This is a genomic window from Anaerocolumna xylanovorans DSM 12503 (genome assembly GCF_900143645.1).
Lineage (GTDB): Bacteria > Bacillota > Clostridia > Lachnospirales > Lachnospiraceae > Anaerocolumna > Anaerocolumna xylanovorans.
Genome location: NZ_FRFD01000006.1, coordinates 1 through 23,185, shown reverse-complemented (window position 1 = coordinate 23,185; position 23,185 = coordinate 1). Strand labels below are relative to the sequence as shown.

Annotated in this window: 19 protein-coding genes, 2 tRNA genes and 1 rRNA gene; 7 read left to right on the top strand and 15 right to left on the bottom strand. The window is 32.5% G+C overall.

From position 1 onward, the window contains the following. Positions 1 to 177 precede the first annotated feature (177 nt). Positions 178 to 2,883 (bottom strand): EAL domain-containing protein, encoded by a 2,706-nt coding sequence (locus BUF11_RS10670; RefSeq protein ID WP_073588847.1) that lies wholly within the window; start codon positions 2,881 to 2,883, stop codon positions 178 to 180. A 437-nt stretch (positions 2,884 to 3,320) separates the two neighbouring features. On the opposite strand from BUF11_RS10670, the gene BUF11_RS10665 reads away from it, so the two are divergent. From BUF11_RS10665 to BUF11_RS10645, 5 genes are all read left to right on the top strand, one after another. Beyond that, the gene (locus BUF11_RS10665) at positions 3,321 to 4,040 is read left to right on the top strand and encodes a LytR/AlgR family response regulator transcription factor (protein WP_073588846.1); all 720 of its coding nucleotides are present in this window, start codon (positions 3,321 to 3,323) and stop codon (positions 4,038 to 4,040) included. A 111-nt stretch (positions 4,041 to 4,151) separates the two neighbouring features. Then, a complete protein-coding gene (locus BUF11_RS10660; protein ID WP_073588845.1) occupies positions 4,152 to 4,307 on the top strand; it encodes a pseudouridine synthase in 156 nt (51 codons plus the stop codon). Positions 4,308 to 4,439: 132 nt separating this feature from the next. Then, the gene (locus tag BUF11_RS10655) at positions 4,440 to 5,534 is read left to right on the top strand and encodes a radical SAM/SPASM domain-containing protein (protein WP_073588844.1); all 1,095 of its coding nucleotides are present in this window, start codon (positions 4,440 to 4,442) and stop codon (positions 5,532 to 5,534) included. Between the two features lie 110 nt (positions 5,535 to 5,644). Next, positions 5,645 to 6,367, top strand: a complete 723-nt coding sequence (locus BUF11_RS10650; RefSeq protein WP_073588843.1) for a LytR/AlgR family response regulator transcription factor — start codon at positions 5,645 to 5,647, stop codon at positions 6,365 to 6,367. Positions 6,368 to 6,596: 229 nt separating this feature from the next. Next, the gene (locus tag BUF11_RS10645; protein WP_175562038.1) at positions 6,597 to 7,694 is read left to right on the top strand and encodes a sensor histidine kinase; all 1,098 of its coding nucleotides are present in this window, start codon (positions 6,597 to 6,599) and stop codon (positions 7,692 to 7,694) included. Between the two features lies 1 nt (position 7,695). Here BUF11_RS10645 and BUF11_RS10640 read toward each other — a convergent pair whose 3' ends face one another. The 10 genes from BUF11_RS10640 to BUF11_RS24335 form a co-directional block, all read right to left on the bottom strand. Continuing rightward, positions 7,696 to 8,730 (bottom strand): sensor histidine kinase, encoded by a 1,035-nt coding sequence (locus BUF11_RS10640; RefSeq protein ID WP_073588842.1) that lies wholly within the window; start codon positions 8,728 to 8,730, stop codon positions 7,696 to 7,698. Further along, the gene (locus BUF11_RS10635; RefSeq protein WP_084558593.1) at positions 8,720 to 9,406 is read right to left on the bottom strand and encodes a response regulator transcription factor; all 687 of its coding nucleotides are present in this window, start codon (positions 9,404 to 9,406) and stop codon (positions 8,720 to 8,722) included. Before BUF11_RS10635 ends, BUF11_RS10640 begins: the two co-directional genes overlap by 11 nt. Positions 9,407 to 9,419: 13 nt before the next feature. Beyond that, on the bottom strand, positions 9,420 to 10,667 hold the full coding sequence (locus tag BUF11_RS10630; RefSeq protein ID WP_073588841.1) for a radical SAM/SPASM domain-containing protein: 1,248 nt from the start codon (positions 10,665 to 10,667) through the stop codon (positions 9,420 to 9,422). Beyond that, positions 10,667 to 11,761 carry a radical SAM protein gene (locus BUF11_RS10625; RefSeq protein ID WP_073588840.1) on the bottom strand — a complete coding sequence of 365 codons (1,095 nt, stop codon included), beginning with the start codon at positions 11,759 to 11,761 and terminating at the stop codon, positions 10,667 to 10,669. Before BUF11_RS10625 ends, BUF11_RS10630 begins: the two co-directional genes overlap by 1 nt. Before the next feature lie 15 nt (positions 11,762 to 11,776). Continuing rightward, a complete protein-coding gene (locus BUF11_RS10620) occupies positions 11,777 to 12,781 on the bottom strand; it encodes a S8 family serine peptidase (protein ID WP_073588839.1) in 1,005 nt (334 codons plus the stop codon). 8 nt (positions 12,782 to 12,789) lie between these two features. Further along, the gene (locus BUF11_RS10615; protein ID WP_073588838.1) at positions 12,790 to 14,457 is read right to left on the bottom strand and encodes an ABC transporter ATP-binding protein; all 1,668 of its coding nucleotides are present in this window, start codon (positions 14,455 to 14,457) and stop codon (positions 12,790 to 12,792) included. After that, positions 14,454 to 15,617: a radical SAM/SPASM domain-containing protein gene (locus BUF11_RS10610; RefSeq protein WP_073588837.1), complete on the bottom strand. Its 1,164-nt coding sequence runs from the start codon at positions 15,615 to 15,617 to the stop codon at positions 14,454 to 14,456. The genes BUF11_RS10615 and BUF11_RS10610 overlap by 4 nt, the downstream gene beginning before the upstream one ends. Before the next feature lie 263 nt (positions 15,618 to 15,880). Continuing rightward, positions 15,881 to 18,271 (bottom strand): ABC transporter permease, encoded by a 2,391-nt coding sequence (locus BUF11_RS10605; protein ID WP_073588836.1) that lies wholly within the window; start codon positions 18,269 to 18,271, stop codon positions 15,881 to 15,883. A 10-nt stretch (positions 18,272 to 18,281) separates the two neighbouring features. Next, positions 18,282 to 18,947: an ABC transporter ATP-binding protein gene (locus BUF11_RS10600; protein WP_073588835.1), complete on the bottom strand. Its 666-nt coding sequence runs from the start codon at positions 18,945 to 18,947 to the stop codon at positions 18,282 to 18,284. Positions 18,948 to 19,174: 227 nt separating this feature from the next. Next, positions 19,175 to 19,318 (bottom strand): hypothetical protein, encoded by a 144-nt coding sequence (locus BUF11_RS24335; RefSeq protein WP_175562037.1) that lies wholly within the window; start codon positions 19,316 to 19,318, stop codon positions 19,175 to 19,177. Positions 19,319 to 19,767: 449 nt separating this feature from the next. Here BUF11_RS24335 and BUF11_RS24735 point away from each other — a divergent pair, with 449 nt between their 5' ends. Both BUF11_RS24735 and BUF11_RS24730 read left to right on the top strand, forming a co-directional pair. Next, positions 19,768 to 20,406 carry a hypothetical protein gene (locus tag BUF11_RS24735; RefSeq protein WP_242952360.1) on the top strand — a complete coding sequence of 213 codons (639 nt, stop codon included), beginning with the start codon at positions 19,768 to 19,770 and terminating at the stop codon, positions 20,404 to 20,406. Between the two features lie 239 nt (positions 20,407 to 20,645). Beyond that, entirely contained in the window at positions 20,646 to 21,107 is a 462-nt protein-coding gene (locus BUF11_RS24730; RefSeq protein ID WP_242952359.1) for a hypothetical protein, read from the top strand. 214 nt (positions 21,108 to 21,321) lie between these two features. On the opposite strand, the gene BUF11_RS10590 is transcribed toward BUF11_RS24730, so the two are convergent. From BUF11_RS10590 to BUF11_RS10575, 4 genes are all read right to left on the bottom strand, one after another. Continuing rightward, on the bottom strand, positions 21,322 to 21,858 hold the full coding sequence (locus BUF11_RS10590) for a hypothetical protein (protein WP_073588834.1): 537 nt from the start codon (positions 21,856 to 21,858) through the stop codon (positions 21,322 to 21,324). 715 nt (positions 21,859 to 22,573) lie between these two features. Further along, positions 22,574 to 22,644, bottom strand: a tRNA-Cys gene (locus tag BUF11_RS10585). Positions 22,645 to 22,694: 50 nt separating this feature from the next. Further along, positions 22,695 to 22,766 (bottom strand) — tRNA-Asn (locus BUF11_RS10580). Between the two features lie 95 nt (positions 22,767 to 22,861). Continuing rightward, positions 22,862 to 23,185 (bottom strand): 23S ribosomal RNA (locus tag BUF11_RS10575); the annotation flags it as partial.

Genomic DNA, 23,185 nt, shown 5'->3' with positions numbered 1-23,185 from the left:
CTATACTGATACCCATTGCAGTACTGCACCAAAAGAAATGTGAAAAATTCCTTTTATTTTTCACACTAACACCCGTGCATTTCGCAAGTTTACTTGCGAAACTGCCCAAATAGAAAGTGAAAAATGCTTTTTATTTTTCACATTATATCAAATAAAATAAGACACCTGTATGTCATGTTATAAATTTCCCTTTAAATAATGACTGATCCATTTTTCAACCTCTTCTCTTGGAAGGGGTTTGCAGCGGTAATATCCCTGCATTGCATCACAATCTTCGTCCATTAAGTAATTGAATTGGTCTTCTGTCTCAACACCTTCTGCAATTACAGTCATCTCTGATTTATGAGCAATAGAGATTATATCATCAATAATCAAGGTATTACGGGCTTTTACGGCAATTGAGTCAACAAAGCTTTTATCGATTTTGACCACATCAATAGGCAGGTTCTGCAGGTAATACAGAGAAGAATATCCTGTCCCGAAATCATCCAGTAAAATATGTATCCCCATTTTTCTGATTTCTCTTAATTTTTCAACACTTACTTCTATTGATTTTATAATACAGCTTTCGGTTATCTCTATTTGCAGATAGCGGGGATCAATTCCCGCAACTTCGAGAAGACTTGCTAAATCGGTGACAAAATCCTCGTCCTCTAATTGTATTTTTGATACATTTACTGCAATAGGGATTCCATAAGGGCCCTGTTCCTGCCATGTTCTGCTCTGGCGGCAGGCTTCTTCTAAAACCCACCGGCCAATTTGCTTAATCAGCCCGGTTTCCTCTGCTATCGGTATAAATTCTGCCGGAGATATTAAGCCTTTCTTTTGATGGAACCATCGAATCAAGGCCTCCATGCCGATAACCTTTCCATCCGACATTCTGATACACGGCTGATAATATAGACGAAATTCGCCTCGCTCCAGTGCTTTCCTTAAGTCCGCCTCCATTTCTGTTCTTATGGTGACCTCACTTAACATCTCTTCGCTGAAGAATTTATAATTACTCCTTCCGGCTTCTTTCGCAGTATACATAGCGGTATCTGCATTCCTTAATATCTTTTGATATTCCTGTCCATCATCCGGTATAACCGTAACCCCTATGCTTGCCGACACATAGACCTCACAGTCCCCAAGCATCCAATGATGGCAGATCAGGCTGTGAATCCTGTCAGCCCATAGAACAATCTCGTCTCTGGCTGTAATATTTTCAATCAGAGCGACAAATTCGTCTCCGCCAGCCCGGTAAACAGAATAATCATTCACCCTTAACGTTTCCAGTTCTTTTGCAACCAGCTTTAACAATACATCTCCGTAATCATGACCCAGTGTATCATTAATATGCTTGAAATTATCAAGGTCAATATAGTACAAAGCGGTATAGACATTTTGATTCCGCTCTTTTAAAATACGCTCGAGCTTATCATTTAGCATAATCCTGTTGGGGATATTCGTTAAAAAGTCATAATAGGCCAGCCGGAATATTTTTTCTTCGTGCTCCTTTGTATCAGTAATATCCGTAATCGACCCTGCCATTCTTATGGCCTTTCCTTCTGCATCCCGTAACACCTTCGCTTTGAGTAAAATCCAAATCAATTGGTTCTGATTGGTTAACAACCGATACTCTACATCAAAGTTCTGACTATTTTCCTGTTCGCAGGTCTGGTAATATTCTCTTATCTTATCCTGATCTTCTTTCAGGATATCCTGTGCCCACTTTGATAAAAAGTCATGTATATCAGGTTCTTGATATCCCATCCTTTTAGCCCATTTTTCCGATAAAAAGACCGTATCTGTTGTCAAATCCCAGTCCCAGAGCCCATCATTCGCTCCCTCGGCAACCAACCGGTATCTCTCTTCACTTTTTTCCAAAGCTATCTTGCTCGCTTCAATTTCCTCATATTGAGCCTGGATTTCTTCGAATTGGGCCTGCAGTTCCTCATGGGTAGCCGTTAATTCATCGTTTGCAATGGACAGCTTATTATAATTTACAGCTAATCTCTTTTTCAGCAGCGTTATATAAAACCGAAGCAAAAGAATAAGTGCAGTTACTGTTGTAACAGCAACAGCAACAATTACGATAATTTTTATAAGAAGGTTTCTTTTATAATAGTCCGAATGGGTATAATAATATTTTGTATATACAGCTTCGAATACGCCGCTCCTCTTCAGCTGCCTTATTCTTTTATTCATGTATTCCACAAGGTCAGGCCTGTTCTTACTAACTGCGTATGCATACTCACGGGGGTAGAGATGCTCCAGCTTACTGACAATAGAACCTTTCATCTTTAAGCTAATCAACAAGGTATCGATTAACTGTTCGTTCTCAAAAATTGCATCAAGCTTACCGCTTTCCAAATCTGTAATTGCTTCAGATAAGTCCTCATATGCACCATAGTTAGTGCTGCCCACTTTCTCCTTAAGGACTCCCTCTGAATAATAACCTTTGCCAACTCCAACTTTAAGTGTCTTCAAATCTTTCAGAGAAATATCCCGGTAGCCTGCGCGGGTATAAACAGAAATGGAGGAATTAAATATATTATCGGTATATAATACCTCCTTCTTTCTCGCCTCTGTTACGGCAATAATACCTGCCGTATCAATTTCACCTTCCACTAATCTTTTATAGACAAGCTCCCACTTATCATAAGAATGTTCTACCTTATAATCAGCGGTATTAAATATCAAATTGGTCAAGTCCGGGTCAAATCCATAGATATAATTTCCATTCGTATATGTAAGGGGAGGATAATCTTCGTCAACCTGATAGACTACCTTGGAAGAATCAGCGGCATAGGCAGGATATTGAAACACCGCGCCTGCAAAGACTATGCAAAATAAACAACAGACTATTTTTCTAGTAAACACTTTGATCCTAAACTCCATTAGTCCTCCCTCTTTCCTCAAATACGCTTAAGCAATCGGATACTCGCTCTATATTGACAGCATTCCTGCTTTCGGTCATAATCTGTCAAATGCAATACTTTGCAAGGAAAAATATTCATTTGTGTGCATTTCCATTATATAATGCCCAGTCGAAATATGCAAGTTTACTCAGGCTGTATTAAGTATGTAATGTATTACAAACCTTTCTATTAATATATATTCAATTGTTACAATAACAGTGGTGCTGCAACAGTATTTTTATAAAATTCCAATTAGGTAAAGAAATTGACATTTTGTTCATAATTTATAGATATTTTTCTAATCAGACTGTAATGTTGTGAGTGAGATGATAACCAGAAGTCATAGCAGAATTGATGCAAACCTTTAACATGCTAAATCTGTTGATATTTTGAAAAATACATAAGGAGATGATGTCTATGCTAAAAATCGCAATTTGCGATGATATAAAAGAATACAATAAAAATATGGAAAAATATATTATGCGCTATGGGCAAGAAAATCATGTCGAGGTAAAAATTCAAAGCTACTGCAGCGGGGAATATTTGCTAATGTTTTATCATAAAAAAAAGTATGATATTATCTTTTTAGATTTTGAAATGCCGGAAATGAATGGGCTAGAAGTTGCCAAAAAAATAAGAGAAATAGACAATCAGGTAAGTTTAATTTTTTGTACTGCATATTTTACTTTACCTAATATCCAAAGCGGATATGATGTAGAGGCAACTGATTTTCTCAAAAAACCTGTTTTTTACAAAAAGCTTGAAACTATCCTAAGTAATATTTATCATAGAAAATTAACAAACAAGGAAGAAAAACTTGTAATCAAAAATAAAGATGGCATCTTCACAATCCAAATATCGGACATAATCTTTATTGAAACAATAAATAAAAATATTCTTATTCATACGACGAAGGAAAAAATATATTGTTATAAAAAAATGTATGATTTTGAAAATATATTAGTAAATCAAAGATTTTATAGATGCCATAACAGCTACTTGTTAAATTTAGACTATATAGACAAACTTACAGACAGCTCTGCAATTTTGACTACCGGCCATATTGTCTCAGTTAGTAAATATAAAAGAAAGCAATTAATTAAAAAAATAGCAGAATTTCTAGGAGAAAGTGTATGATAGCTCTACCTATGTCAATCCAATCAAAAAGTTGTGCTATTTAAGCAAAAAATGTTGTTTGAATATAATGTAATATTTATACTGGTTTTACCAGCAGGAAGGAGGGGGATTATGGATACAAAAATGAATTGTGAGCAAGAATCAGAAGAGGTAATGATGACTGAGGAGGAAATCAGGGCATACAGCGGTTGCACAACTCGTACACAGATGTGCCTAAGCGATTGCCCATGGCCATTTCCAGGAACATATATTTCATCCGGAGAATGAAACATCAAGAAGTATAAATAAGGTTGCTGGTATTATTATTACCGGTGACTTTATTTTTTGTACTCAGTTAAAATAAAACTATCCGCTTTGCCTATAATTCTGATCATGATAATATTACTTTGGAGGGGTGTTATGTATACAGTAACAATGGAGGTTAACCAAATTTGTAATCTTAACTGTAAATACTGCTATTTAGAGAAGAAAAATGGAACAGTAATGTCTGAGGAGCTAGCATATAAATGCATTGATTTTGCTTTTTATAAGGCAGCTCTTCATAAAGAATCAAAACTATGGTTTGATTTTGTTGGAGGAGAGGCATTATTATCTTTTGAGTTGTTAAAAAAAATAGAAAATTATATAAACGAAAAAAGGCAACTAAATGATTTTGATATAATATTTTCAATTACTACCAATGGCACAGTAATGAATAATGAAATATATGATTGGTTAGTTCACAATAACGTTCGTATAAAATTAAGTATTGATGGCACCGAACCAATTCATGATAAAAACAGAATATTAGCTAACGGGAAGGGAAGTTTTTCAGTACTGATGAGTAATATACCATTTTTTAAGAAATATGAAAAAGAAAGCGGTAATATGATACAGGCAACCCATGTTATTACCAAAAATAACTATCAGTCATATTATGATTCTTGTAAATATCTTGTGAATGAGTTAGGAATGCATATTATAGATTCAGCAATTGACCTTTCTTGTAATTGGAACGAATACGAATTAGAGCAAATCTCCGAAAATATGGAGCAAATTATGACTCTCTTTGAAGGAAAAGTCAACCAAAAATCGCCCTTTTTATGGGGAACCCTTATTGATATGCAAAATTTTAATAAAAAATTAAATACCTGTTATATATGCGGTGCCGGGCTTATTAGTTGTTATATTCGCACAGATGGTAGTATTTATGCCTGTGCTGCAAATTTAGAACCGCAGTATTCATTAGGGAATATTAATGAGGGCTTGCAGATTGATAAAATAATTATACTAAAAAATATACATTCAATTGAGAATGAAAAATGCCAAATATGTAATATCTACGATATTTGTACGGCTAAAGGATGCCTTATGAATAATCTAAAAGTAAATTCGGATATAAATAAACCATGTCAAATATTATGTCTGTTAGAGCAAGAAAAGTTTAAATTATATAAAAAATATAAGAAAATTTTAACATTTGACATAGATAAAAAACTTAATTATGTAGTATAATTAGCAGGTAATGATTTTAAATTTCCAACACATTTAATAACAATATATTGCAAAATTAGTATATTCAAAATATTACCTATGAAAATATTATTTGGAAGCAGGAGGCAAGAATGATTAAAATAGCCTTATGTGATGATGAAAAATACTTTTTAGATAAACTTGAAAAAATGTTAAAAGATTATAGTAAGAGAAATAATATAGACTTTGTAATAAGAAAATTTAACAGTTCAATTCAATTAATGGAATCCTTAAAATTGGATTTCCAGATTTATTTTCTGGATATACAGATGCCTAATATGAATGGTATTGAATTAGCAAAAATATTACGTAAACATGATGCAGATACATATATGGTTTTTATTACTTCTTATAGACAATATATGCCCATAGGCTATGAGGTCAATGCCGCAAATTACTTAGAAAAGCCTGTTGACCAGAAATCAGTTGACCGTGAATTGGACAGGGCAATAAAGCGATTAAAAAGTTATCAGCAGTTATATCTTACGGTGAAAAATTTGGATGGTTTTTACAAAGTATATTTACATAACTTGAGATTTATAGAAACTCGTGATAGAAAATCCCTTTTACACACAGAAGCAGGAGATATTATATCATATAAAAAATTACTTGAATTAGAGCAAGAATTAGCCGAACATTCCTTTTTTCGCTGCCATAATAGCTATATAGTAAACATTGCTTATGTAGAAAAAATTGTTGGTTTAGATATTTACCTGACAACAGGTGAAAAAATTTATACCAGCAAAGCCAAGAAAAAGGAGTTGTTACAACGTCTAGCAGAAGAAATGGGATGTGTTGGGAATGTTATATTATAACATTATGAAATTATTTCTAATATTTATAAATTCATTGCTAATTTTATTTATTTTTAAAAGGACACGCTCTTTCAAGGAAATATTTTACAGTAGCTCAACCAGAGTCAATCGTACTCTTAAAATACTTTGTATAGCTTTATTAACATACCTAAGATTTTTAGAGTCTGTGTTTGGCATACATATTGCGTATATTTATTTAACTTTTATAATAACAGTGCTGGCAATTGGAATGCTAGTTAATAATTATACATTTAAATACAGTACAATTGTTTGTTGTTTTTTAATCTCATATTATACGCTTGCACAGATTACCGTTTTTAGTTACATGTATATTAAAACTAAAACTACATGTATAGCTCTATTAGGAAAAGTCTTTCAGGCAGAAATATTTATTAAAATAGAAATTATTTTAGCGTTCCTAATTATAATAACATCAAAGTTAGCATGGAAAATACCCATGCAAATATCTCGCTTAAATTGGCTTACAATTATTATTCCACTAATAATAAACTGCACTTATCTTATATTGTTTGCCGATAAGCTATACTATAATACTTCTAACTTTAATTCTACTGTTTCAGTAATTACAATTCTAATTGCAGGTGCCGTTGTACTATTAGGAGGATTATGTAATATTGCTGTAGCAGAATATTATTTAGAAGTTAAAGAAATTGAAAATGAAACAAAACTTCAAATTAGTGAAGTAAAATTAAAGTATGATTATTATATGCAGCTGAGCAAAGATATGGATGAAGTCAGAAAATTAAGCCATGATATAAGGGGGCATTTAAATGCATTAGAAGGGGTGCAGGATAATATAAGAAAATCAGAATACATTGATAGTATTATGAACCGTCTAGATGGTTTCGAAAACCATTACGATACAGGAAACCCTTTTATTGATAATATTTTATATAAGAAGAAAAAAGATTCGGCTGAGAATCACATCCAGTTTAAAGCATATGTGGATTTAAAAGAATTTAATAAAATAAAAGATGAAGACCTATGTACAGTTTTTTCTAATGCAATAGAGAATGCAATGAGAGAATGTATTGAGAGAAAAAAAGAATGTCCTGATGGCGAAAATATTATACTGATAAAAGCCGGAAGAAAGAGAGGTTTTCTATTTATTACTTGCGAAAATAGTATTCGTAAGAAACAGGCTGATTACGTACAGGTGAGTTTGAAGACAACTAAAAAAGACAAAAAACTTCATGGCTATGGGCTAAGGAATATAAATGCCGCTCTGCAAAAGTATAGTGGTGAATTTTCTATAAAGGTAGAAAATGATATCTTCTATTTATTTATTGTTATACCGTTGGAATGACTTATGTGGATAAGTCTATATAATTTTTGGTGGGTAGATATATACTAAAACATGTTTTTGTATCTGGAGTTGAATCAACAACTATATATCCTCCCTGTAAAGTTATTATCTCTCTTGCAATATATAAACCCAGCCCATTTCCTTGGGTCACTGTAGAATTTCCTCTCCAAAAACGCTTAAATATACGCGGTATATCCTCTTCTTTTATTCCTATACCCGTATCAGAAACCGAAATTTTTATATGAGCTTCTGTTTGTTCCAATAATATATTTATGCTGCCTTTTTGGAGTGTATATTTAACGGAATTATCCAATATATTCACCAAAGCTTCCTCGGTCCATTTAGGATCGTGGGTAATGAGATATTCATTACTATTGTTAAATGTTATTTCGATTTCCTTTTTTTCAGCAGCGATTACTATTTCCTCTAAGGCTGCTATAATTGTCTGATTTATAGAAGCCTTTTGAGGAGATAGGTTAATAAGTTTGTTTTCCAGCCTTGATGCAATTGTAAGTGATTTTATTAAAAAATCAATTTTTTCTATTTGATTATTTTGTATTACAAGATATTTTTTTTGTTCCTCACCGGTTATTGTATATTCCATCAAAGCAGTATTTAATAATTTTAAATTAGTCACAGGTGTTTTTATTTGATGGGAAATATCAGAAATATACGTTTGTAAATTGGTTTTATCCTCCGTTATTGTTTCTCTATTGGCTTGCAAAATATCATACACTTTATAAATTCGATGGTATATCTTAGAAAAATAATTATTTTCATTTGTATTTCTTTCTTCTGATATTTCATTATCGGCCATATTGTCCAATAGGACTAATATATCCTTAAAAAATATGACTTTGCTTTTTCTATCACTTGCAAATATAGTAATAAAAATTAGAATTAGGCTTATTTGTGGTATTAAATATGAAAATACAGACTGCTTACTATTAAAAAATAAGATAGCAGTTACTGCAATATACACTATTATTTCTATAAAGATAATAAACTTTATTATTCTCTTATTTTTATTTTTCATAAATATCTCCTAACCACATATAACCGGTACCATATATAGTCTTAATATGATGGCATCCTTGCTTATCAACCTTACTTCTTATACGGCATATGATTGCATTTAAGGATGTTTCATCCACATAGTTGCCACGGCAATCCCAAAGCTTATCCAAAAGGATTTCCCTGGTTAAGACTCTGCCTGAATTGTCTATTAGCAGTTTTAAAGTCTTAAATTCTAACGGTGTTAATTCTACTAATTTTCCATCAATAATAACTTTTTGAGAATTAAAATTTACCTCCAGATATCCATCCTTATATATTTGAGCACCGGTTTTGTGTGATAAACGTCCAATTATGACTGATATTTTTTTCAACAAAACAGTAAATGAAAAAGGTTTCGTGATATAATCTTCAGCGCCTAAGTCATATCCTTTTATAACCGATGATTCCATATCATCTGCAGTTAAGAATACAATTGCACAGTTATATAAATTCTTAATAGATTTACATAGCAAAAAACCATTTTCATCAGGTAAGCAAACATCTAATAATATTAAATCAAAAGTATGTAATCGTATGCTCTCTAAAGCCTCTGAAGCTGTATAAGAAGAAATGGTATGATAGCCAGCATTTTTAAGGTTTATTGCCAATGTATCATTTAAAACCCTATCATCTTCAATTATTAGTATTGTGCTCAAAAAACACCTCCTGCTAACCTTTCAATGATTGCAAATGATTAATATATGAACTCAAGTTATATCTTACATTTTCTTTTGGTTCATAATAGAATAGAGAGTAATCTATGAATGCTTTTACCAATAAGCATTTAGGATCTGAATCATCATCAGATACCGCACATTTTCCTCCGCACAGATATCTATATATGCAGGAACAGCAAATATTTTTATTATCAACACAAAAGGTCTGTTTGATCATTGGAAGCTCCAGTTTACTGTTTAATTTCTCCAATAATTCTTGGGATGAGTCTTCTAATATATTACCTATTTTAAATTCATCGTTCTCTAAAGATTGGCACATATAAATATTACCTTCTGGAAATATTGACATAATTTTTCCATATCCACCACAACCTTTTCGTATCTGCACAGGAGCAAAGAAAATTTCTGCTACTAATTTATCTTCGTATTTTTTTTCTAATATATATTTTGCCACATTAGTGAATAAATCAATTTGATTGTTCACACTTATAATATTGCCATTTTCTTTAGCTCTGCCAACGGGCACCGTGTTCGTTAAAAGAAATTGCGTATTATACTTTGCTGCATAGTCAATTGCTGTTAGCAATTTTTGTTCATTGGTACCATCATATACAAAACTCAAGGCAATTTCAATCCCATTTTGTTGACATAATTCTATGTTTTGAATTAATTTTTGTTCTAATTTATCATTTCCAATCATATGGGCTACACTAAAGTCAATTTCGTCTATATTATTTTTTATGCCATGTACAAATTCTTTTTTTATTTCTAATCCATTACTTTGTAATGCAATGTGGCATTTTACACTGTTTTTGACCATCTCAATTATTTTTAAAAGATCCTGTTTTATGAGTGGTTCCCCTCCGGTAATAATTAATTTATGCGGCGTACATTCCTTTAAAAATGGCACAACATAATTTTTAATAGAATCCGCCGTAAACTCCTTGCTTAAATCCATATTTTGATTTGCGTTGATAGCACAGAAATCGCAATTCATATTACATTGTCTTGTAACCATTAAATATATAGTATTAATACGCTCCCTGTTACTATGTATGCGTTTTTGCAAATCAACTTGCTCTTGCCAAATTGGAAATAATCTTTTTTGTATTAAAATATCATCTAAATTATCGGATGTTCTTTTGCTCACACCTAAACATACCGCATTTTCAGGATCAATCAATGCTACTTTGTTTCTATTTTCAACTTTAATGAACTTAGGCAATATATTGTTTTGCATTACTTATTTCCCCTTTCATATGCATTTCTAATATTTTGTAATTGTTGTTCGGTAAGATTCTTTTCTATTAGGCTGTAAAACACTTTTGTCATAAAACAATTAATTTCAACTGATTTATAAATATCCTTATTAACTAAATAATTTGCTGCAATACAGCCCCTGGTCTTACAATGTTCTACATAAACGCAATGAGTACATTTTAAGTCCGTTTTATCTTCGGCATAGGCTATTTCTCGGATTTTAGGCACATTCAATCCTATATTGGCAGAACCTATTTTAAATTTTTCTATCTCAGCACAAGTGTAAATACCACCATCAGTAGCAACATACGCCGTACACAAACCAGCTTTGCAGAAATAAAAACACACTGGAGTCACATATGCTTTTATATACTGTGCAAATAGATTCCAGTAAATCTCCTTACTGGTTCTTACCAAATAATCTATATAAAACTTAAATACTTCTTCAACACAATTACTTAATTCTTTTTTTTCTTTTTCTGGCCACTCGCAGTGATAATCAATAGCTGTCTCGATTTTTGTAAATCCAGAATCTATTAAAAACTTAAAAGTTTCCATAAAATAATTGTAATTATTTCTTGTTATGACATGCGCAACAGAAATCTTTTTCCCAGTATCAATCTCATATTTTTTAAAAAGAGATTGTTTCTCTGCTATTAAGGAATAACTTCCCTTATCAGCATAATCCCTTCTATTAATATCATGTACATATTCCGGACCATCCAAGCTAAGTTTAACATCAAAATTGTAATTGGTTAAAAATTCAGCAATTTTATTTGTCAAAAGTGTTCCATTAATAGTAGTGCTAAATTTATAAAGCAACCCGTAACAGCTACATTCTTGTATCACATAATAAACAATTTCTTTCATAGTGCTGTATGCCATTAAAGGTTCTCCACCAATAAAATAAACTAATAAAGTTTTATCATATTGCTTTTTCGCCTCATGAATGGCTATATTAATAGCACCTTTTGCAGTCTCTATATTCATATAAGAATTCTTTTTTTCTCCTAAATAGCAATAACTACAATTCAAGTTACATCTATTAATAATTTCTAATGATAAAGTATACATCTTACTCCTCCTAAATTAGATGAAAAGTTGCTGAATACACTTATGCTGACTTATATGCTGACCTATTCTTTCATATAAGCTAAATAACGGATATCTTAAAATAATCTCCTTGTCAGGTAGTCCTTCGAGTAATTGTAATATAGTTTGTTTATATGGTTCTATTTCCACAAAAGAATTGCAATCAATAAATAGTATATCCCATGGCGAAATATTGGGATGATTTCTATCAAGGTTGCCCACCTCCTCTATGAACTCAGCGCAAAATACCGTAGTAGTTACTTCATTTATAAAACGTTCCTCCAGAGAATCTCCCAAACGGTTACTTAAAAAAAGGCTTTTTTTTGACTTTAGCTTTGAATATGGATAATGCTGATTTAAAGGACTCTTTTCAAAAAAATCAAGAAACTTTTTGTAATCTTGTTTATAATGGCTTAATAGTCCTGTTATCTTTGCATTGGCAAAACTATTTCCCGGAATCAATTTAGGAACACCCAAATGATAGATAGAAAAATAGCTGGATGAAAAACATAATTCATTCATTCCTTCATTATATGTAAGTATATCCGTGCGTTCTGCACTATCTACACAGCGAACGCTTAAAACAAATGGAAAGATTGCTGGATAAGTAGCTTCTACATTACTATTGGAATGAGCTGCTATAATTAATATTCCACTATCATAAGCCCTTTTACAGACCTGTTCCAGTTCTTTATGGTTACGATATTCATCCCCTATACTTAAATTAATTATATCTACGTTTTCCTGCATCAAATATTCAAGTCCATCAATTAAAGCCTGTACCGAACATTTTAGTTTTGAATTTATTATTGTTACTAATAAAACCTCTGCATCTGGATTCTCTTTAAAAATATAGGCACACACATATTCTGAATGAGTAAAAAGGGCCCCTTTTTCCAGTTGTTCCTTCGTCCAAACTTCCTTCCTTATTATTGACAATTTCTTGTTGTTGAAAAATGGATTTTCAAAGGTTCCATCTGTATCTAATACACCTATTTTCATTTAAACTCTTACCCTTCCCCCTTTAAACCACTCAAATAAATCACTTCATCAGCTTCTGCTAACTCATTTGGATTGTGAGTAGCAAATAAAATAATTTTCTCCTTGGATAATGTATGGATTAAATTATAGAAGTTTTTTCTCCTTGCTTCATCAATATTAGCGGTTGCCTCATCAAATATTAATATGTCCGCCTCTTTTAAAATATTGCGTAATACATCTAACCGACGTAATTGTCCTTCTGAAAAATTATATGGCTCTGTTTTGATTTCTGTATCCCATTTCTCTGGCAGCAACTCAATATCTTCATAAAGCCCTAGACATTCACTTAGGTATTCTATTCTATTTTTTGATTCCATACCAAATAGATTTATATTATTCCAAAGTGAATCTTTAAAGAATTGTGAGCGTTGCATGACCACTCCAATTTTATCCCAATAATTTTGAAGGTTTAATGTATTTATTGGCCTTCCATTGATTAAAATGTTGCCGCTGGTTGGTTGTAGGATACCCGATAGTAAAGAAAAAAGTGTGCTTTTACCTTGTCCGCTTTCACCGTGAATAGCATATATAGATCCTTGTTTAAATTTAAAATTCACATTGCTGAAAACTTTTTTATCTATATCTGCATATCTAAAATCCAAATTTCTTATTTCAATAGACTCAATTTTTTGTGATATACTAAACTTATTATTTTCAATATCTGTATACTCTAGCAAATCATTAACATCCCTTAAAGAAACAATGGCCGTGTGATATTCATTAGCAAAAGAAGAAATCCCAATAATAGGATTCATGATTATGGATTGATAATTCATTAATGCCATAATGGTTCCAACCGTCATATTTCCATCAAAAATTTCCTTCGCACCAACTCCCCATATAATGAGTGTTCCTAAAAATTGTATAAGCAAGACTATCCATTTATTTATAATATACAGCAAATTTTGTTTATTGGTTTCCTTTTTATATACCTGATTTTGTTTGTAATACTTATCATTAATATACTTATAACAATTGCAAATTCTAATTGTAAACCAATTATTATAAGTCTCCGTCAGTACACTTGTTGTATCATTATACCCCTGCAGAACTCTTTCACTTGTTTCTTGTATAAGATTTCCTAATAATCTACTAATAACCGGGACACTTACTAATAGTGCTATATTAGTTAATGCAATACCCTTATGAATGGATAGCATATAGGGAGGGACCACTACTAATATTACAACATTGGAAATCAATGTAATTATACTCGTTACTCCACACTGTTTAATCGCAGTTACATCTTTATCCACTTTTAATAGCAAATTGCTAAGCTCCACTTTTCTAAAAAATTCCGCTTGGACTGTTCCAAGTTTATCATGTATAGATTGTCTCATATCAGCGGCTATTTTTTCAGAAATCATACTTGTTATATACATCTGTATATATGTTATTGTATAACTAAAAAGTAGCATTCCTAAAAAAATTATTAGCATAACAAAAAAGCTGCTGACCTTTACATTTGCGGGAGCGCTTAAGTCATCTACAATATCTCCCTGCATTTGCGGTCGAATCAAAGAAATAGCAGCATTCACTACTATGATAAAAACTAATAGAATATATATTGGGAATAGTTGTTTTTTGCATGCAAACTTTTTTAAAAATTGAGAGTATACTCCTTTTTTTTTAATCATCTACAGATCCTCATTTTTTTCTGTATTTGGATTCCCATCTCACTAAGGCGCAAACTATCCTGCTCTATATATTGCATAAATCCATTTAGCCGCTGTTTGATTTCAGCGTCAGGGTTGTCTGAAAGATACATAAGAACCTTCAATACTTCCGGATAAAAAACATGTTCGTATTGACACACAGAATCGTCTGGAATATTAATACTCCCTGTACGAATAAGATTCATATATCCACACTTCATACCATGGCAAAAATCACGTATCTTGCAATCCTTGCATTTATTATCTGATTTATCATAATGTGACAAGGCCACCATTTTTCCACGCCTTATATCTATTGACTCCTCATGAATATCACCTATCACATATTTTTCATTATCAGTTAAAAAACCACATGGATATATTTTTCCGTCTGGCATGATTTTAAAATTACTAATCCCAGCATCACACATAGAAAAATGATTTCCAAAATCACATAAAATATTTAAAAACTTTCCATCATATTGGTCAATACTAAATTTACGCTCCTGGCTATATTCTTGTATATAATAGTCTGTAATCTTTTCTACCTGATTTTTAAATTCCGCAAGAGAATTTTTTGAAAACTTCAAATAAACATCAGGGATCATACATATGTTGTTCAAACCATTCTCATGTAAGAATTTTATATTCTGGAACATATGTGGGATTGTTTCATTTGTTATCGTCATTCTAACAGAGTATTGCATTCCACTATCACGTACTTTTTTAATATTTTGAAATATTTTTTCATAACAAAATTCATTGTTTCTAGGAATCCTATTTAAATTATGAGCTTTCTCAGTGCCATCAAAGCTCAAACGTATATCAAAATTATTTTTTTTCATAAATTTGATAAAATCATCATCCATTAAGGAACAATTTGTTGTTATATAATACTTGACTATGCGATCGGGATATTGTTCTTCTATGTAATTTACAGCCTGATAAATTAAATTTTTCTTCAATAACGGCTCTCCACCAAGAAAATCAAGCAAAATCTTTTTGCTATTATCATAATGAAATATAAAATTTATCGTGTTAATTAATCTATCTTTACTTAGCTGCAGCTGCTGTTTATAATTCTCATAGCAATAGGAACATTTGAAATTACAATCAGTTGTTAAATAAATTGTATATGACATTCTTTACCTTTCCTCCTTATCGTATTAAATTTATTTTAAAATATATCATCAATTAGCGTTTATCTACTTTTTTTGCTTACATTGTCTTTTTTATTACCTAAATAGTTATAATACAATGATACAATTGACATTTACATAAATATAAAATAGAGAGGAGATCTCCTTAGACTCCTCTCAAACCATCTGATTATTTATTAAAGTTTAATTATCACCGAAAGCTGCTTCTATAATCATGTCATATGTCTGCTTTACTGATGTTAAAACTATGCTCTTTTTAAATCGTAAATCAAAGAATGACTACTCCTTCTATTCAGGTATAATGATAAAATGAACTGAATCATAATAATTACACCATAAAATATAAGATATACACCTAATGGAAAATGATATTGTCTGACCGCTCCCGTACCTTTAAAGGAGTTAACTACAAAATAGCTAATTGGTGATCCTATGATTGTAGCAACTACCAATGATATTAGTACTAAAATTTCATTTTCAATTATCCGTGTTTTCTGGAGCTGACGCCTTGTCATACCAATACTCAATAAAATACTTGTTTCTTTTTTTCGTAGTGTATGGTTAGTTAATGTTAGATTTATCAAGCTAATAATGCCAAACCCGGCCAATACCATAACCAGGACATATAATGTAAAAAAGAGAGCTCCATATAAATTATTATAATTTTTAACGTAGTCTGCTTTTTTTTCAAAGGTAAGCTCTGGATATTTGGATAGCAATTCCAGAATATTTGTTTCTATTTCTTCATTGTATTTTGTTTCTGTTATTATTTCCCAATCGAGAGCCAGGTTGTAATCTGCACTTTTCTGCAAAATTTCTACAGGCATTCTTATCATATGTTGAAATCCATCTGCACTGCCTGTAATACCCATTACTGTAAAGTCCTTCGTAAGAACAGTACCATTGCTTTGCCAAAAAGATATGGATACCTTATCACCAACTTTAGGTTCATAACCATAGACATCTTTAAATAAATTCTCAGATGTGTTTACTATAATTCCATTATTCTTTATAAGTTCGGAATAACTTACCGTTCCATCTACCTTAGCTATCTCCAGTTTTTTTTCGTCTTGCCGTGAATAACCCCATATCGTCGTCTGGTCTGAAATATCTTTATTTTCAAATCGAAAGATACTTGTTGTACCAAACCATTCTTTGATTTCCTTAACCCCATTTATAGAGAGAATCTTCTTTTTTAAATCCATCGTTAATGCATTATTGACAGACTGTAAAGCACCTTTCCCATAATTTTGTGCCTCACTGTCTAACTCCTTATATATATCCCAGTTCCCTTCAAAGCATACTTTATAGTCACCATATTGAAAATCTGTGGTCGTCACCATACTTTCTGCTGATATGGAACTCTGTAAACTGGCACAACATATAAAAATTATACCGCAAAAGGTCAACGAAAGAATTGTAAGTATTGATTTTTTTTTGTTTCGTTTTAAGTTTAATTCAGCAAAACGAAAGGCTGTATATTTTATACTTTTTTTATGTCTTTTTATGTTCTCTGTACTGGTTCTATTGAAGCCAATAGCCTCAATGGGAGAAATGAGAGATGCAGCTTTAGCCGGGCTATATATACTGATTTTTAGAGTAATCAGCCCAAATATAAGAGCAGTTATTGCCGCTATTATAAAATTCAGATAATACCATCCTCTTGGACGTATTATATACCCTATTATTGCTCCACAAATTACCCCTGCAATCATGCCAGGAATAGCAATAAACAACCCTTCAAGAGCAACCATACGGTATATCTGCTTTTTGACCATACCAATAGCCCGCAATTGACCGTATTCAACAATTTTTTTATTTACAGATATATAAAATATACTATACACAACCAAATATGCTGCAAATAATATAACTGCCATAACCATAGCCATCTGTACAATTTCTTTACTACTATATTTTTCACTCAAGTTCTTATATTTACTGCTAAACATTATATTCTTATCAGGAATATTATTCTCTGCAGCTATTCGGTATATGTTATCTTTGATCTGTGAATATTCCATGTTTTGTGAGTTTTTCAAGAAAAGATACACAGAATAATCTTTATATTCCCCATTGTTAAAATCATCCAATAATTCTTTCGTACAGTAAATACTGATTGTGTTTGGAGGTTCGACATCCAATGTAGCAATAGCAGTTATCTTATATTTACTTATCCCATTCCCCAAATTTAAACTTAACTGCTTTCCTAATGACGTCCCTTCCGGCAAATACTTTAAACTCTCCTTTGTAACCATAATTTCATTTATACTATGTGGTATTTTTCCCTCTAATTTTTTATAGAAGAAATTACTGAAATAGGTAGTTTGGATAATAAATCTGTCATTATACTTCACTTTGGGTAAAGTGCCTAAAATAATAACTTTTTTTATCTGACTATCTTGCTCTATAATATTAATGGTATTTTGATCTATGTGGTCAAACACCGCTTGATGCTGCATTTTTGCATCTTTCTCTGTTTCCTTTTGTACTCCTAAAATAGTAAGGATAAATGCCATAATAAGAGTGATCGCCACCATAAACGTAACAAAAGAAAAAAAGCTTTGCATTTTATCACTTTTTATATTTCTGATTGCAATTCTGCTTATAACTTTATTATTATGTTCTTTCAGCACAATGACCTCCTCACTCTTTTACCTTTCCATCTTCAATTCTTATAATACGATCCGCTAACTGTGCTATTTGGTTGTTATGCGTAATCATCACAATTGTCTGCTGAAATTTATTACTTGTATATTTTAATAACCCCAATACATCAGCGCTGGTTTTACTATCCAAGTTACCTGTAGGCTCATCTGCCAGAATAATTGCAGGCTTCGTAATTAAAGCTCTGGCAATTGCTACCCGTTGTTGTTGCCCCCCCGAAAGATTATTTGGCATGTTGCTCAATTTGCTTTCTAATCCCAATATCTTTGTGATTTCTTCAAAGAACATTTTATCTGTACTATCATTATCTAATTCTACAGGTAAAACTATGTTTTCATATATATTCAATACCGGAACTAAATTATAATTTTGAAATACAAATCCTATATTCCGCCTGCGAAATATAGTAAGTTCCTCATCTGATAATTTAGCTAACTCTTTTCCACGAACACGTACACTGCCGGATGTGGGGATATCTAATCCTCCCATAATATTAAGTAAAGTGGATTTTCCAGACCCTGATGTACCAACAATAGCTACAAACTCCCCTTGATCTATATATAAATTAACTCCATCAAGTGCTTTAGTAATGTTTGGATCATTGCCATAATATTTCCTTAGATTGTTCGCTTCAAGCACATGCATAATATTTCCTCCACATATTATTTTCTATTAATATAACTCCCAAATATTGCGAAATAATTATTTTCTTAGTAAGTTTTAAAGACTAAAATAGACTGCGTTTTCTATATTAATTATAAATCAATTATGCTCCTTTTCACTAAAAATAGCTTTAGCCATGTTCATGGGAACTTAATTCCCTCAACATGGCTAAAAGCTCTAACATCATGATATTATTTAGTCAAATAACATTATCGATTACCGTTTATTAATGCTGTGTGGAAAGGAAAACAATCTGTGATACAGTGTGTCTGCGCTGATCCACAATCCTTTTCATAGATATTAACTTCTTCTTCTTTTAATTCTTCGTTCATTAAAATTTGTTTTTCATCCATGTTAGTTTCCTCCTAAAAAATTATATGTTCTGGTTCTATGATATATATCATAGTTTAAATATACAGCACTTTTATTAATTGGAAATATTTATTGCTTAAATGGCCTATTTTACTTTCTAGTTGGATTAATGAAACTATTTTGAGTAATAAAAACCTAATCCCTTTTATTATAGGAATCAAAGCATTCTTTGATCTCCAATTTAGCTTGCACTTTAATAAATATACTAAATAGCATAGTGCTGTCTACAAAGATTTACTGTGCTGAAGAAAATAAGGAGATTTTTCATCTGCTAGATAAAAAAGCAAGATTGATATAATAATTATTCCGGCTGTTCATTTATTATATAGAAGAGACCTTTACAATGAATTGAATAAAGTGAATTGAATATATTATAATAAATTCATTTTATAAGTAACGAGAATGAATAAAAGAATAAAGGTGCGCTACAATGGCTAATGGTACTCAAAATAATGAGAGCATTCAAAGAATTCTAAATCCGTCAGATATCAGTATATCATCAGAATATAGTATTGAGGTTTTTGCACAGGGATTGGATTCACCAAGCAGTATGATATTTACAAACGAGGGGGATATGCTCGTTGCTGAATCAGGTTATACATCAGGAAACCCAAGAGTATTACGACTGGTTAATGGTCGTTTTGAAGTAATCGCAGACCGGTTTAATGTACCACTGACAGGAATTAATTATTTTAATGGAGTTATCTATGTATCCCATAGGGGTTTTATCAGCGTAGTAGAACAAAATGGAACAAGACGAAATATCATAACCGGGCTGCCCAGTAATGGTGACTATTATAACAGCAGAGTAGTGGTAGGTCCCGACAATAAATTGTATTTTGGGCAAGGAACGGCTACAAATTCCGGGGTAGTGGGATTGGATAACGATTGGGTTTTCACGAACCCATTGGTTTGTGATTACCCAGGTGAATACATCATACTCAATGCACAGAACTTTGAAACAGATAATATATTGATTGAACAGCCGGAAAGGGAAGCCATCTATACCGGGGCTTATTCTCCCTATGGGGTACTAATGTACCTTTTGAAATCAGAAAAGGTGTCGTAAGAGCATCTGGCAGCGTTTTAAGGTCTAACCTCGACGGTACAGAACTTGAACTTTTCGCTTGGGGATTTAGGAATCCGGTCTATATTAAATTTGATGAGCTAGGTCGCTTATTTGCAGCAAATAATGGATACGAGATTAGAGGAAGCAGACCCATAGCAAATGCTCCTGATGAATTTTTTTTAGTGGTATCCGGAATATGGTATGGATGGCCCGATTATTCCGGCGGAGAACCCATTACCTTGCCCAGGTTCAAGCCCGATAGAGGACCACAACCCGAATTTTTGATAACACAGCATCCCAATGTTGCTCCAAGGCCTTTTGCAATCTTCCCTCCGAATTCTGCTATCATGGGTTTTGATTTTAATTATAATAGAACATTTGGACCTTATGGCGATGCTTATATTGCCGAATTTGGCGGCAGCGGAACCAGAAGAGTCGGATATACAACACCCAATATCGGTACTGGACAAAGAATAGCCAGAATTGATATGCTTACCGGAGGGGTTACTACATTTGCAATCAATAAATCCGGTTATCCGGCATCACTTACCTCGGAGGGTGGATTTGAAAGGCCCGCTGATGTCGTGTTTGGACCAGATGGCGCAATGTATGTATTGGACTTAGGATGGAGCGACCCTGACAGTCCCGGCGTTTTTGTGCCCAACACCGGAGTGATATGGCGGATATCCAGAAATCAATAAAAAGGCTCTAAATCTTAGAATCAACTAGATTTAGAACCTTTTGTTCTTAGAGGCGACAACCAGATTTGAACTATTTGAACCTTACCAGAACCCGCATAGAAAGGAGGGGTTTCAATCTCTGATACTGGTTGCACCCAGTTTGCACCTAGATACAATTCAACAAATAATACTATCTTTATCAGTATCCTACAAGAATTAATTATCTTTTTCTTAATTAACATAAGCGATTAAAATAAATTATATTTGCATTACCATACTCGGCATTTGCTTTATTTAATTCTTTTTCGCTTACAAATTTATACTCATCACCAATAATTCCTATAGTTATAGCCCTTACTTCTTCGCCTATTTTATCGAATAACATTATGTATTTATAAATTAATTTTAATTTCCCACTTTTAAGGTCTAAACTATACTTTGCTACATTGTGCCCACCTGAGGTAAAAATGCCAGATTTATCAGCCGAAATGGGATACGCTGTTCCATCAGAACCAATATTCCCAAATCTTGTTATTTCATTGTTAATAGGATAATAAATATCTGTCCCAATTGTAACTTCACCTTGATTTTTAAACTTATAAACCCCATTTGAAAGTAGAAGAATAGGATAATCATAACCCACTAATTCTATAAAAGAGTAATAATATTTTTCTCCTTGACAGTTAAAATTCTTTAAGAACTCATCATAAACATCAGTATTTTCTATATATTTATTTTCTGGTACGATTTTACTAACTTCTTTGTTTGACATTCTTTCATTTGGTTCTCTTATAAAATTAATGCAATATACTAAGACGCATATACAACTTAATACCATAATAAAGCTAAATAATAATTGGAATTTTTTGCTCATATTAATCACCATCTTTTTTTATAAATATATGGTCTATTTTGAAATATAGAATTTACATACAAGTACCTATTCTAAGTTGCAGACAAGTAAATTCTTAATTAAATTAAAATTAGGTGTAGTAAGATGAACTAATCATCAAAGTGTACCTCCTACACTTCTATAAATGGTATATGCTTTTTCTGGCATTAATTAATGTATATCCATATTTGCCTGAATTCGGGTTGTAAAATGAAAGTAATAGTACATGCATTGTGAATAAGTGTAGCGAAATAAAATAAAGCAGTGAAACTCCACATCAGAGAAAGTGGAATCCAGATAGTGAATATCTGTTTATTAAGGATTCCAGGCCTTTAGCAACCGTAACCTTTAACCGCAGGAACAGCTCGGTCATACTACTCTTACCATGACAAATGGATATTTGAAAAAATATCACCCCACGTTCAGAGACATATAACAAAGTAAACCACATTTTAGACTAGCATAACAGATGAAAATATTCTTCAAAAGCAAAAGGTTTCATAAGTTAAACAGCTTGCACCTACTTGCACCAAATTATCCGAACAAAAAAATCTCTAAACCCGTATTCTTAAAGGTTTAGAGACCATTCTTTTAGAGGCGACAACCAGATTTGAACTGGTGATCAGGGTGTTGCAGACCCATGCCTTACCACTTGGCTATGTCGCCATATATATCATATTTTATCAAGTAAATCTTAACTTATTACCTATAAAAAACTCCCCGAGTAGGGCTCGAACCTACAACCCCACGGTTAACAGCCGTGTGCTCTACCATTGAGCTATCGAGGAATACGGGATTTATTGTAATACTTTTCATTTAAAAAGTCAATACCCCATTAATGTACTTTTAATCTACACATTGAACCATCCAAAAGAACCATTTTAAGGTCAAGCCCTCGACCTATTAGTATTAGTCAGCTGCATGCATTGCTGCACTTCCACCTCTAACCTATCCACCTGATCGTCTTTCAGGGGTCTTACTAGCTTACGCTATGGGATATCTCATCTTGAGGGGGGCTTCACGCTTAGATGCCTTCAGCGTTTATCCCTTCCCGACTTGGCTACCCGGCCATGCACTTGGCAGTGCAACCGGTACACCAGAGGTCAGTCCAACCCGGTCCTCTCGTACTAAGGTCAGCTCCTCTCAAATATCCTACGCCCGCGCCGGATAGGGACCGAACTGTCTCACGACGTTCTGAACCCAGCTC